This is a genomic window from uncultured Roseovarius sp. (assembly GCF_913054395.1).
In the GTDB taxonomy this organism is placed as follows: domain Bacteria; phylum Pseudomonadota; class Alphaproteobacteria; order Rhodobacterales; family Rhodobacteraceae; genus Roseovarius.
On record NZ_CAJXIP010000123.1, the window covers coordinates 1 to 9,830 of the forward strand.

General features: G+C 60.1%; 14 protein-coding genes and 1 tRNA gene. 9 read left to right on the top strand and 6 right to left on the bottom strand.

The features are described 5' to 3' along the window. On the top strand, window positions 1-246 hold a 246-nt coding region (locus QZ522_RS14690), incomplete at its 5' end, for a phosphoribosyl-ATP diphosphatase (RefSeq protein ID WP_294613120.1). Window positions 247-248: 2 nt separating this feature from the next. Then, window positions 249-539, top strand: a complete 291-nt coding sequence (locus QZ522_RS14695; protein ID WP_294613123.1) for a Dabb family protein — start codon at window positions 249-251, stop codon at window positions 537-539. Between the two features lie 76 nt (window positions 540-615). Here the strand turns inward: QZ522_RS14695 and QZ522_RS14700 are convergent, their stop codons facing one another. Both QZ522_RS14700 and QZ522_RS14705 read right to left on the bottom strand, forming a co-directional pair. Then, the gene (locus QZ522_RS14700) at window positions 616-1,089 is read right to left on the bottom strand and encodes a CoA-binding protein (RefSeq protein ID WP_294613126.1); all 474 of its coding nucleotides are present in this window, start codon (window positions 1,087-1,089) and stop codon (window positions 616-618) included. Between the two features lie 211 nt (window positions 1,090-1,300). Beyond that, on the bottom strand, window positions 1,301-1,597 hold the full coding sequence (locus tag QZ522_RS14705) for a hypothetical protein (protein ID WP_294613129.1): 297 nt from the start codon (window positions 1,595-1,597) through the stop codon (window positions 1,301-1,303). A 114-nt stretch (window positions 1,598-1,711) separates the two neighbouring features. Here QZ522_RS14705 and QZ522_RS14710 point away from each other — a divergent pair, with 114 nt between their 5' ends. Continuing rightward, window positions 1,712-2,641, top strand: coding sequence for a hypothetical protein (locus QZ522_RS14710; RefSeq protein WP_294613132.1), 930 nt, complete (start codon window positions 1,712-1,714; stop codon window positions 2,639-2,641). Here QZ522_RS14710 and rlmB read toward each other — a convergent pair. Next, on the bottom strand, window positions 2,623-3,399 hold the full coding sequence (rlmB, locus tag QZ522_RS14715; protein ID WP_294613135.1) for a 23S rRNA (guanosine(2251)-2'-O)-methyltransferase RlmB: 777 nt from the start codon (window positions 3,397-3,399) through the stop codon (window positions 2,623-2,625). The two genes, QZ522_RS14710 and rlmB, sit on opposite strands and share 19 nt — an antisense overlap. Window positions 3,400-3,535: 136 nt before the next feature. Between rlmB and QZ522_RS14720 the strand changes: the two genes are divergently transcribed. Next, window positions 3,536-3,619: transfer RNA gene (locus QZ522_RS14720), tRNA-Tyr, on the top strand. Between the two features lie 188 nt (window positions 3,620-3,807). Next, window positions 3,808-4,239, top strand: coding sequence for a c-type cytochrome (locus QZ522_RS14725; RefSeq protein ID WP_294613138.1), 432 nt, complete (start codon window positions 3,808-3,810; stop codon window positions 4,237-4,239). Here the strand turns inward: QZ522_RS14725 and QZ522_RS14730 are convergent, their stop codons facing one another. The 3 genes from QZ522_RS14730 to QZ522_RS14740 are packed head-to-tail and all read right to left on the bottom strand — an operon-like array spanning window position 4,240 to window position 6,768. After that, window positions 4,240-4,353 (bottom strand): DUF2474 family protein, encoded by a 114-nt coding sequence (locus QZ522_RS14730; protein WP_294613141.1) that lies wholly within the window; start codon window positions 4,351-4,353, stop codon window positions 4,240-4,242. Further along, window positions 4,350-5,351: a cytochrome d ubiquinol oxidase subunit II gene (gene cydB, locus QZ522_RS14735; RefSeq protein ID WP_294613144.1), complete on the bottom strand. Its 1,002-nt coding sequence runs from the start codon at window positions 5,349-5,351 to the stop codon at window positions 4,350-4,352. Before cydB ends, QZ522_RS14730 begins: the two co-directional genes overlap by 4 nt. Next, window positions 5,344-6,768 (bottom strand): cytochrome ubiquinol oxidase subunit I, encoded by a 1,425-nt coding sequence (locus QZ522_RS14740; protein WP_294613147.1) that lies wholly within the window; start codon window positions 6,766-6,768, stop codon window positions 5,344-5,346. Before QZ522_RS14740 ends, cydB begins: the two co-directional genes overlap by 8 nt. 154 nt (window positions 6,769-6,922) lie before the next feature. Between QZ522_RS14740 and QZ522_RS14745 the strand changes: the two genes are divergently transcribed. The 4 genes from QZ522_RS14745 to QZ522_RS14760 all read left to right on the top strand — a co-directional run bounded on the left by QZ522_RS14745 (window position 6,923) and on the right by QZ522_RS14760 (window position 9,737). Continuing rightward, window positions 6,923-7,387, top strand: coding sequence for an Rrf2 family transcriptional regulator (locus QZ522_RS14745; RefSeq protein ID WP_294613149.1), 465 nt, complete (start codon window positions 6,923-6,925; stop codon window positions 7,385-7,387). Next, the gene (locus QZ522_RS14750; protein ID WP_294613151.1) at window positions 7,384-8,064 is read left to right on the top strand and encodes a Crp/Fnr family transcriptional regulator; all 681 of its coding nucleotides are present in this window, start codon (window positions 7,384-7,386) and stop codon (window positions 8,062-8,064) included. The genes QZ522_RS14745 and QZ522_RS14750 overlap by 4 nt, the downstream gene beginning before the upstream one ends. Window positions 8,065-8,248: 184 nt before the next feature. Then, on the top strand, window positions 8,249-9,136 hold the full coding sequence (locus QZ522_RS14755) for an MBL fold metallo-hydrolase (protein WP_294613153.1): 888 nt from the start codon (window positions 8,249-8,251) through the stop codon (window positions 9,134-9,136). A gap of 172 nt (window positions 9,137-9,308) precedes the next feature. Beyond that, window positions 9,309-9,737, top strand: coding sequence for a YeeE/YedE thiosulfate transporter family protein (locus QZ522_RS14760; RefSeq protein WP_294613156.1), 429 nt, complete (start codon window positions 9,309-9,311; stop codon window positions 9,735-9,737). Window positions 9,738-9,830: the final 93 nt, after the last annotated feature.

The window sequence follows — 9,830 nt, forward strand, 5'->3', positions numbered from 1 at the left end:
GCCAGGCTGCTCGCCAAGGGACCGGAGAAATGCGCCGAGAAATTCGGCGAAGAGGCGGTCGAGGCCATCATCGAGGCGGTCAAGGGCGACAAGTCAGGCCTCACATCCGAGGCCGCCGATGTGCTCTTTCACCTGCTGGTGATGCTGCAATCGCGCGATGTGGCCCTTTCGGACGTCATGACAGAGCTTGCACGCCGCCAGGGCACCTCGGGCCTCGCCGAAAAAGCCTCACGACCCAAGGGATAACCATGATCCGCCATATCGTTTTCTTCAGCGCCGCCGACCGTGATCAGGTGGACGAAATCCATAACGGCCTGATGATGTTGGCCGAAATCCCCCATTCGCGGCATTTTGAAGTCGGTCGCAACCTGCAAAGCGATCCCATCGCCGGTGATCGGGTCGATCTGGTTGTCTATGCCGAATTCGACGACGATGCCGCGCTGGCCGCCTATAAGGCGCATCCAATCTATAGCGCCTGCATCGACCGCGTCCGGCCCATGCGCGACTTGCGCATTGCCGCCGATTTCAAGGCAAGCTGACCCGATACCGCATTCTTCTTGGCTAAAATACTCTGGGGGAGGCGCCCCTTTGGGGCGACGGGGGCAGCGCCCCTTGTCAGAGCTTGGACGAAATAACCCCGGTATTGAACCCGCCCATGCGCAACTCTCCATACAGCCGCTGATATTCGATCTTGGGACAGCGGTTCATGATCACATCCACGCCACGCGCCCGCGCGACACTGGCGGCCTCGGCATGCTCGACGCCAATCTGCATCCAGATCGTCTTGAGCGCCGGAAACGCTGCAAGCGCCTCGTCCACGATTGGCGGGACGTGTTCGGAGCGGCGGAAAATATCGACCATGTCGACATCGCCTTCGATATCGGCAAGCCGGGCCACGACCTTCTGCCCGAACAAAACCTCGCCCGCCTGGCCGGGATTGACCGGCACCACCTGATATTTCTTGAGGCTCAGATATCGCGCCACGTAATAGCTCGGGCGTACCGGGTTCATCGACACCCCCACCACCGCCACGCGTCGCGTGCGGGTCAGGATGCTACGAAGATGGGAATCACTATAAGTTTCGCTCATGGTGCACACTCAATCATGAAACCACGCCAGAAAAAAGCGCCCAAGCAAAAGCCTGGGCGCCAGTCGCGGAACGAGGGACAGTGTAGTGAAGCGCCAATGTTCCAGATCAGCGCCTCTGATCATTAAGTAGGTACGATTTCGACAATAAAAAGGGCTTGTAATATACCTGTGAACGCCCGATTGCCCCGATGCAACGCCTGCGGCGCAGGGATCAGTCAAAGATATCCTCGACCACATCCCAGATCTCTTCCAACATCTTGCGCGCAAACCCCCTGCGGGGCTTGCGCCGCTTGCGGACGGGGCGTTCGGGGCCATTGTCCTGATGCGGCGGGGGCATCGGGCGTGCCCGCCCTGTATGGGCGCGGGCCCGCTCTGCGGGCTTATGCAGCGCCTTCATGTCATGCAAGGGCGCGCCGCAACTGGCGCAGATCAACTCATGCCGACCCCGGTCAAGGACCAGGGCCGCGCGGGTGCTGCAATAGCTGCATGTGGCAATCTTTGGTGTCATGGCCCTGATATCGGACAACAGCAGGCGAATTCCAACCCCGGCGGGGCAAATCTTTCGCACGCGCACGCAATGCGTGTTAGGCTTGCCCCATTCAACACACAAGGATTTCAGCCGATGACCGACATGCCGGATGCCCCCCAGACACCAGAACCGCCCAGCCTTTCGCCCCACCTTCAGGACCTGCCGTTTGACGTCGACCTGCGCAAACTGAACCTCGGCGTGGGCTATGTGGCGTTGCTCTTGCCGGTGTCACTGGCGTTTGTGACCTTGCTGACCAACACCTGTTTCAACGCCTCGATCAGCCATTATTATTATAGCCGCATAGGCGGTGATATTCTGGTTGGCGCGCTCAGTTTCATCGGTCTCTTGCTGATGTTCTTTTACGGGTTTCGCACCACCAAGCGGGTGGGATGCCTTGGCTACGGCAAGATCGACATCGTGCTTTTGAAACTGGCGGGCCTTGCCGGGGTGCTGGTGGCATTTTCGCCAACAACCGGCTCTGGCTGTGCCTATGATGGGGCGGAGGTGGCACGGGTGTTTCTGACCCATGCACAGGGTTCCGAAGGATTTCATCCGCCCGGCGGCACCGTTACCGGCGCGATTTCCTATGATTTCTGGGCCAGCTTTCCCGCTTTCGGCAGTCCCGCAAACGTACCGGTCTTTCTCAAGGCGCTGCATTTCGGTGCGGCGGGGGTGATGTTCTCCATCCTTGGATATTTCTCGTATTTCGTCTTTACCCGCGAAAATTCACCCGCCGCGCGGGCGCCGGGCAATCGCAAGGACCGGCGCAATATCTGGTACCGCGCCCTCGGCCGCGTCATCTTTGCGGTGGTTGCTGTGCTGGCGATCAAGGGCGCGCTTCTGGGGCTTGTCCTGCCTGCGGCAATGGCCGAATCCATCGCCGCCCTCTGGGACAGCCTGCGCCTGACCTTCGTCGGCGAGAGCATCGGGTTGATCAGCTTTGGCTTCAGCTGGATGATCAAGGGCCGCTTTATCTATGCCTTCGAGGATGCCGCAGCAATGCCTCAGGGGCGCGCGGCGTAAAGCGCGACCGCCGCCGCGTTCGAGACATTCAGCGAGCCGAAATCGCTGGCAAAGTCGATCCGCACAAGCGTGTCAACGCTCTCGCGGGTCTTCTGGCGAAGCCCCGGCCCTTCGGCGCCGAGCACAAGCGCGACCGGGCGGTCACGCCGCCCGTCGACCGCGGCCTCGATGGTGGTCTCGGCCTCGCCTGCAAGGCCAAGCACGATATAGCCCATGCCCTGAAGCTCGGTGATGGCATCGGCGAGGTTGCGCACCCGCAGATAGGGCTGACGCTCAAGTGCGCCGCTGGCGGTCTTGGCCAGGGCGCCGGTTTCAGGCGCGGCGTGATGGCGCGGGGCGATCACCGCGCGCGCGCCGAACACCTCGGCAGAACGCAGAATCGCGCCGACGTTATGCGGATCGGTCACCCGGTCCAGCAGGACCACGCGCGGCGCGCTTACCCCATCGCCAAGACAAACGTCTTGCAGGCTGCCCCAGGCCAGCGGCTTGACCTCAAGCGCGGCACCCTGGTGCACCGATTGCGGATCAAGCGGTGCGCTAAACTTGCGCGGATCGACGATCTCGGGTTCGACACCAGAGGCGGCAATCGCCTGCGCCAGCTTGTCGGCGGCGTTGCGCGTCACGATCAGCCTTAGCTTTTCGCGCGCCGGATTCTCCAGCGCATCGCGCACCGCATGCAGCCCGAAAAGCCACACCGTCTCTGCGGCTGCCGCGCGTTTCGCCTGTTCTTTATCGATCACCCAGCGGGGTTTTTTCATGGGTCTGGCGCCTCTTTCCTCAAGGCGGCGACAATGCGACGGCCCGTCGTCGCTTGCAAGGCATTTTCCGGTTGACGGGTCGTCGCGGCGCTTGTAATCAGCCCCCCACGTCAGGCGAAATTTTCGCAGGACAAGTGGGCGACAGGCCGCAAGGTGTGGCAGGGGACTGTAACTCCCTCGCGGAGACGCACGCCTGGTTCGATTCCAGGGTCGCCCACCACTTTCCAACCTCGCAACAGCATCAAAAGTGACCGACAAGGGCGCCGTGGCATCCGGTTATGCCATGGGTTTTTTCATTCCAAGGTGCAAAGGCGCACACACTGCCAGACCGGCGAAATTGAGCAAAATCAAGCCACACTCCCCAAGGTCGCCCATACTGGGCGCACTAAAAATAAGGAGTACGCAGAGATGCCCAGATTGAAAATTATCGCAGGTGCCGCGCTCAGCGCTATTTTGGCAACCGCCACGGGGGGCCTTGCGCAGGATGTGATCGGCAAGGATGAATTCCAGCAACGCTGTGCTGCATGCCATGGAATGGATGGGCGCGGCGACGGGGTTGTGGCTGGGCTTTTTGCGACCCCTCCAAAGAACCTGACGGGGTTGAGCAAGGCCAATGCCGGGGTCTTTCCGCGCGAACGCGTTTATAACTCCATCACTGGTACGCATAAAATCGCCGGGCACGGCAGTTCTAAGATGCCGCTTTGGGGGCGCTATTTCACCGATGAGGTGCGCCGCAAGGGACTCGCCGACCCGACACCAATGCAGAAGGCAGAAAGCGATATCGTCCGGGGGCGTATCCTGTCGCTGGTTTATTACATCGAGTCGATTCAGGCCGAATAGTCAGTAAGGCATCGCCAGCTTGATCAGCATCGCGATCACCGCGAGCGTGGCGACGCTGGCCAGCCAGAGGAACGCGAACCAGAGAAGCCGTTTCACCGATCTCGACAGCCTCAATGATAGCCCTCCTCGGGGTCGACCTTGCCGCGAAACACCCAATAGGCATAGGCGGTATACCCAAGGATCAGCGGCACAAGCACCACCGTGCCGACAAGCGCGAACTTCAGGCTCGCGTTGGGGGCTGCCGCCTCGGCTATGGTCAGGCCGGGGGGCACGATATGGGGATAAAAGCTGATCCCGATGCCGATGAAGCACAGCACGAACAAGGTGAGCGCGGCAAAAAAGGGCTGGCCGTCCCTGTCCGCGTTCAGCCCCGCAAACAAGGCCCATGTGGCGAGGGCGAGCGCGCCGGGCATCAGCACGCTGAAGATGCTGCCGGGCAGGTTGAACCAGCGGCTGAAATAGACCGGGTCCTGAAACGGGGTCAAAAGGCTGACCAGGCCGATAAAGCCAAGCGTTCCGGCGGCACACCACCAGGCATGGCGCTGCATCTGGCGCTGCAACGCGCCTTCGGTCTTGAGGATAAGCCAGGTCGATCCCAGAAGCGCATAGCCGGTCACCACCGCAACCCCGGTAAGGACGGAAAAGGGGCTAAGCCAATCCCACCAGCCGCCCGCATAGGCGCGGTCCGCGATCTCGATGCCCTGCACAAGCGCGCCAAGGGCGATGCCCTGCATGAAGGCCGCGACAAGCGAGCCGCCGAAAAATGCTGCGTCCCAGACCGGCTTCCACCGCTTTGTGCGCCAGCGGTATTCAAAGGCCACCCCGCGAAAGATCAACGCAAGCAGCATCAGGGTGATCGGCATGTAAAGCGCGGGCATCACCACCGCATAGGCCAGCGGAAAGACCGCGAACAACCCGCCGCCGCCAAGCACCAGCCAGGTTTCGTTGCCGTCCCAGATCGGCGCGATGGAATTCATCATCGTCGCCTTGTCGCGCTCGCCTTTGGCGAAGGGAAACAGGATGCCGACCCCAAGGTCAAACCCGTCAAGGATCACATAGGTCAGCACCGCAAAGGCGATGATTCCGGCCCAGATGAAGGAAAGTTCAAACATTGGAGGGCTCCTTATTCACCGGCGATGGCATCGGGGCGGTCCTGGCCTTGCGCGCACGCGCGGTGCGGGTCGGCGCATCCCTGAGGCCAAGGTGTTTGCTCGCAGGCGGCATGTTCATCATTCTCAACAGGTAAAACGTGCCCGCCCCGAAGATGAAGAAATAGACCAGCACGAAGGCCAGCAACGAGGCCGCCACCGCAGGTGCCGCCACCGGCGCAAGGCTGTCGGAGGTACGCAGCAGGCCATAGACGGTAAAGGGCTGGCGCCCGACCTCTGTGGTGATCCACCCGGCCAACACCGCGACAAAGCCCATCGGCCCCATGGCGATCGACGCGCGGTGCAGCCATCTGTCGTGATAGAGCGTTCCGCACAGCCGCCGCCAAAAAGCCCATGCGCCAAGCCCCAGCATGGCAAAGCCAAGGGCGACCATGATGCGGAAGCTGAAAAACACGATTGTCACCGGCGGTTCATCTACATCGGCAATCGTATCAAGCCCCGCCAGCGGCGCATTCAGGTCATGCCTGAGGATCAGGCTGGAGGCCTTGGGGATCTGCACCGCATATTCAATCCGCTTTTCGTCCGGGTTGGGAATACCGAACAGGATCAGCGGCGCGCCCTCGGGATGGCTTTCGTAATGGCCTTCCATCGCCATGACCTTGGCGGGTTGATGTTCAAGCGTGTTCAGCCCGTGAAAATCGCCCGCGACGATCTGGAGCGGCGCAACCACGATCAGCATCCACATCGCCATGGAAAACATCCGCCGCGCCGCCGCATCGGCCCCGTCGCGCAACAAATGCAGACCACCAACGCCCCCCACCACAAGCGCGGTGGTCAGATAGGCGGCAAGCACCATATGCACGAGGCGATAGGGAAAGGACGGATTAAAGACGATCTTCCACCAATCCTCGGGCACGAACTGACCGATTTCATTGATGCCATAGCCCGCAGGCGTCTGCATCCAGGAATTGACCGACAGAATCCAGGTGGCCGACATCAGCGTGCCAAAGGCGACCATCGCGGTAGCGAACATATGCAACCCATCGCCCACCCGTTCACGCCCGAACAGCATGACGCCCAGAAACCCCGCCTCAAGGAAGAAAGCCGACAGAACCTCATAGGCCATCAGCGGGCCAAGGATGGGGCCGGTTTTATCGGAAAAGACCGACCAGTTGGTGCCGAACTGATAGGACATCACGATGCCCGACACGACCCCCATGCCAAAGGCCACCGCAAAGATCTTTTTCCAATAGGTAAACAGCACCAGGTAGGTCTGATCGCGGGTGACAAGCCAGAGCCCGTTCAGAACCGCCAGATAGCTGGCAAGCCCGATCGAAAAGGCCGGAAAGATGATATGAAACGACACGGTGAACGCAAATTGCATGCGGGCCAGTGTCTCGGCGGTCAGGCTGTCTAACATGAAAACACCTTTTCCTTGGACACCTGTGACAGCGTCGGTAAATCAGGGCAGCATTTCATCTATCTGGAATAGATGTTTTATTGATCAATACGCGCTTGCCGTTTACAAAAGCAATAGTTTAAATATAACTTTGATTGAGGCATTGGGACGCAGCATGAAACTGACCAGCTATACCAATTACGCCCTGCGCTCTTTGCAGCTTGCGGCGCTCAAGGCGCCTGATCTTGTACGGGTGGATGACGTGGCGCATGTCCACGGGCTGTCGCGGCCCCATATCGTCAAGATCGTACATGAACTTGGCAAGGCGGGGCTTCTCGAAACCGTGCGCGGGCGGCGGGGTGGGTTTCGCCTTGGCCAGCCGCCCGACAAGATCGTTGTAGGCGACGTGGTGCGCCTGACCGAAGGGCCGCTTGACGTGGTCGAGTGTTTCAATCCCGACAAGAACACCTGCCCGCTGATCGGCATCTGCACCCTTTCGCGCAAGATCCAGGAGGCCACCCGCGCCTTCATGGCGGTGCTGGATGAGCTGACCATTGCCGATATCTCGGCCAATCGGGGCCAGTTGCTTGACCGGCTCGCGCCGTTTGAAATGCCCAAAGACCCGCAGGTACAGCCATGAGCGCCCCCGCCGCTGTCGGAGAATGGGTCGAACGCTTTCCCGGCCTCGCCCGGCTGGAGCCCGCAACCAAGAAGGTGCTGCTGTCGCGCAGCGCCATTGTCGAGGTTCCCAAGGATACGACGATCTTCGGCCCCGGAAAGTCGCCCGAAAACATGCTGTTTCTGCTGGATGGCACGGTGCGGGTGCAGCAGACCTCTGAGACCGGCCATGAAATCGTGCTCTATCGCATTCATGCCGGGCAAAGCTGTGTGCTGACAACCGCCTGTCTGCTGGCCTATGAGGATTACACCGCAGAGGGCATTTCAGAGACCCCGGTGCAGGCCGCCGCGATCCCGCGCGCCGTGTTCGACGAGCTTGTGGCGACGTCCAAATCCTTCCGCGATTTCGTCTTTGCCGCCTTTTCCAAGCGCATCACCGACCTGTTCCTGATGATCGACGAGGTCGCCTTTCAGCGCCTCGATGTGCGCCTTGCCGACAAACTTATCGAACTGTCGGGCGGCGAGGAGATGATTGCCACCACCCACCAAAAGCTGTCGGTCGAGCTTGGCACCGCGCGCGAAGTCATCTCGCGTCAGCTTCAGGAATTTCAGCGCCGCGGCTGGATCGAACAGTCGCGCGGCGCGATTAGCCTTGTGAACCGGACCGAGCTTGAAACGCTTGCCGGGCATAATTCCTGATCTACTGTGCCGATTGTGACATTGTCACTGACGGTGCCGAACCAAACCACTACTTCAAATGCAACTTTGAAAGGGCCTGGGGTCAAAACGTCAAAAAATGGAATCGGTGCCGGGGTACACTGCCCTGCCCCGGTTACGATGCCTGGCGCGCCCCTCGCCTGATTTTCATGCCAAGGAGACCGCTATGAGCTATCCCGTAGATATGACCGTCACCCCCGAGGTATCCGCCCATTTCGACGAGGACACCAACACGATCAGCTATATCGTCAAGGATCCGTCAAGCAATCATTGCGCCATTGTCGATAGCGTCATGGATATCGACTATGCCGCCGGTCGGATCACCTATGATCACGCCGATGCGCTGATTGCGGAAATTCAGAACCGTGGCCTGACCCTTGACTGGATCATCGAGACCCATGTCCATGCCGACCACCTGTCGGCGGCGCCCTATATCCAGGAAAAGCTGGGCGGCAAGATCGGTGTCGGTGAAAAGATCATGATCGTGCAGGACACCTTTGGCAAGGTCTTCAACGAGGGCACCGCCTTTCAGCGCGACGGCAGCCAGTTTGATGCCCTATTCAGCGATGGCGACAGTTTCATGATTGGTCAGTTGCGCGGCGAAGTACTGCATACCCCGGGCCATACCCCCGCCTGTCTGACCTATGTGATCGGCGATGCTGCCTTTGTCGGCGACACCCTGTTTATGCCCGATTTTGGTACCGCTCGCTGCGACTTCCCCGGGGGCTCCTCCGAGGTTCTGTATCAATCGATCCAAAAGATCCTGAGCCTACCAGACGAGACGCGCATCTTTGTGGGCCACGACTATAAGGCGCCGGGGCGGGATGACTACGCCTGGGAAACCACGGTTGGAGAGCAGAAAGCTCTGAATGTGCACATCGGCGAAGGGCGTCCGATGGAGGAATTCACCTCAATGCGGGATGCCCGCGACGCCACCTTGGCAGTGCCACGGCTGATCTTACCCTCATTGCAGGTCAATATGCGGGCGGGACAAATGCCTGAGCCCGACGAACAGGGCGATGTCTTTCTGAAACTGCCGATCAACAAGATCTGAGCGGCGCCACCACATAGGCCCGACATTGGCCCGTAGGCTGGGCAATGGTGTCGATCAGGCCCGCTTTCAACAGCGGGCTGCGGACACAGAGTTGCCTGCACAACGGATTTGTCTGGCCGGTGCTCTCTTGTCCCAGAGCCCTCATCACTCACTTAAAAAAGGAACGCGCGAAATGGAAACAGATTGGATCTGGGGGCTCGTCGGAGGCGGCCTCATCGGGCTAGGAGGCGCTGTCTTCCTGTTGGGAAACGGCCGCATCATGGGGGCCAGCGGCATCCTGGGCGGCCTGATCGATGGCTCAGGCCAAAGCAACATGGCAGAGCTGCTGGTGTTTTTGATCGGTGTGCTTGTAACGCCCATGCTGCTATTGCCGTTCTATGACGGTGGCGTCGACACCCACCTGACAAGCAATACTGCGGTGATCATTGCGGCAGGCCTGCTGGTCGGTATTGGCACCAGAATTGCCAACGGTTGCACCTCAGGTCATGGGGTCTGCGGTATTTCCCGCCTGTCACTGCGCGGCATAGTAGCCACTGTCTTCTACATCCTGGCCGGCGGCCTCACCATCGCCCTGTTCCGCCACGTATTGGGAGTAATCTGATGCAGCGTTTGTTTCTTGCTTTGCTCTCTGGCGGTTTGTTTGGTGCCGGGTTGTTTGTGTCGGGCATGACCGATACCACCAAGGTACAAGGTT

What these genes read in the sequence shown, in the direction of transcription:
- QZ522_RS14695 (WP_294613123.1), top strand. Translation starts at nt 249, where the DNA reads ATGATCCGCCATATCGTTTTCTTCAGCGCCGCCGACCGTGATCAGGTG.
- QZ522_RS14700 (WP_294613126.1), bottom strand. Translation starts at nt 1,089, where the DNA reads ATGAGCGAAACTTATAGTGATTCCCATCTTCGTAGCATCCTGACCCGC.
- QZ522_RS14705 (WP_294613129.1), bottom strand. Translation starts at nt 1,597, where the DNA reads ATGACACCAAAGATTGCCACATGCAGCTATTGCAGCACCCGCGCGGCC.
- QZ522_RS14710 (WP_294613132.1), top strand. Translation starts at nt 1,712, where the DNA reads ATGACCGACATGCCGGATGCCCCCCAGACACCAGAACCGCCCAGCCTT.
- rlmB (WP_294613135.1), bottom strand. Translation starts at nt 3,399, where the DNA reads ATGAAAAAACCCCGCTGGGTGATCGATAAAGAACAGGCGAAACGCGCG.
- QZ522_RS14725 (WP_294613138.1), top strand. Translation starts at nt 3,808, where the DNA reads ATGCCCAGATTGAAAATTATCGCAGGTGCCGCGCTCAGCGCTATTTTG.
- cydB (WP_294613144.1), bottom strand. Translation starts at nt 5,351, where the DNA reads ATGTTTGAACTTTCCTTCATCTGGGCCGGAATCATCGCCTTTGCGGTG.
- QZ522_RS14740 (WP_294613147.1), bottom strand. Translation starts at nt 6,768, where the DNA reads ATGTTAGACAGCCTGACCGCCGAGACACTGGCCCGCATGCAATTTGCG.
- QZ522_RS14745 (WP_294613149.1), top strand. Translation starts at nt 6,923, where the DNA reads ATGAAACTGACCAGCTATACCAATTACGCCCTGCGCTCTTTGCAGCTT.
- QZ522_RS14750 (WP_294613151.1), top strand. Translation starts at nt 7,384, where the DNA reads ATGAGCGCCCCCGCCGCTGTCGGAGAATGGGTCGAACGCTTTCCCGGC.
- QZ522_RS14755 (WP_294613153.1), top strand. Translation starts at nt 8,249, where the DNA reads ATGAGCTATCCCGTAGATATGACCGTCACCCCCGAGGTATCCGCCCAT.
- QZ522_RS14760 (WP_294613156.1), top strand. Translation starts at nt 9,309, where the DNA reads ATGGAAACAGATTGGATCTGGGGGCTCGTCGGAGGCGGCCTCATCGGG.